Source organism: Brevundimonas halotolerans, assembly GCF_003730275.1.
Classification (GTDB): domain Bacteria; phylum Pseudomonadota; class Alphaproteobacteria; order Caulobacterales; family Caulobacteraceae; genus Brevundimonas; species Brevundimonas halotolerans.
On the sequence record NZ_QTTA01000013.1, the window covers coordinates 1 to 1,016 of the forward strand.

At 70.3% G+C, this 1,016-nt stretch carries 1 protein-coding gene; it reads left to right on the forward strand.

The annotated features are described in order from the left end of the window. Positions 1 to 1,016, forward strand: a 1,016-nt coding sequence (locus tag EG854_RS06065; RefSeq protein ID WP_164461900.1) for an OmpA family protein, incomplete at both ends; no start/stop codon positions are given.

Genomic DNA, 1,016 nt, shown 5'->3' on the forward strand with positions numbered 1-1,016 from the left:
TCGGCTGAGCCGAATGGCTGGTATGGCGCGGTAGACGCGGGTTGGCACAAGGCCAACGACGTTTACGGCTTCGACACGGCCCGGCCCAATGGCTATGACTTCGAGGTCAAGGAAGGCTGGGCGGCGTTTGGTCGTCTGGGCTACCGCTTCGACCAGAACTGGCGTGTGGAGCTGGAAGGCGGCTATCGCGAAGGTGAACTGGGCGAAGTGACCCGCACCGTTCCCGGTGGCGTGCCCACCGGCATCTGCGCCCCGTCGACCACCGGGCCGTGCGGCACGCCCGACGGACACCTGCAGGTCGTCAGCCTGATGGCCAATGCCATCTATGACTTTGGCGATGCCTCCTGGGCCCTGCGTCCGTTCGTCGGCCTCGGCGCCGGCGTGGCGCGTCTGGACAGCGAGTTCATCGGCACCATCGGCGGCAACCGTACCGTCGGCGTGGCTTCGGACGACTCGGACAGCAACCTGGCCGCCCAGGCGATCGCGGGTGTGTCGTGGGCCATCGGCAGCCGGGCCAACCTGGACCTGACCTATCGCTACTTCATGACCGACTTCGAGATCGAGACCCGCACCTCGAGTGCCGGGTTCCCGATGGGACCGTTTGAAGGCGACTACAACGAGAGCCACGCGGTGACCCTGGGTCTGCGCTACGCGTTCGGAGCCGACGCTCCGCCGCCGCCGCCGCCGCCCCCGCCGCCGCCGCCGCCTCCCCCGCCGCCTCCGCCGCCTCCGCCGCCCCCGCCTCCGCCTCCGCCGCCTCCGGTGGCTGACCGCGAGTTCGTGGTGTACTTCGAGTGGGACTCCACGGCCCTGTCGTCGGAAGCCCAGTCGGTCATCGCCCAGGCGGCGCAATACGCCCAGTCGGGACGTTCGGCCCGTATCGTGGTGGTCGGTCACGCCGACACCTCGGGCTCGGCCAGCTACAACGTCGGCCTGTCGAACCGCCGTGCCCGCACGGTCGCCGATGCCCTCGTGGCCCGCGGCGTCCCCGGTGGCGCCCTGGCCGTCGAAGGTCG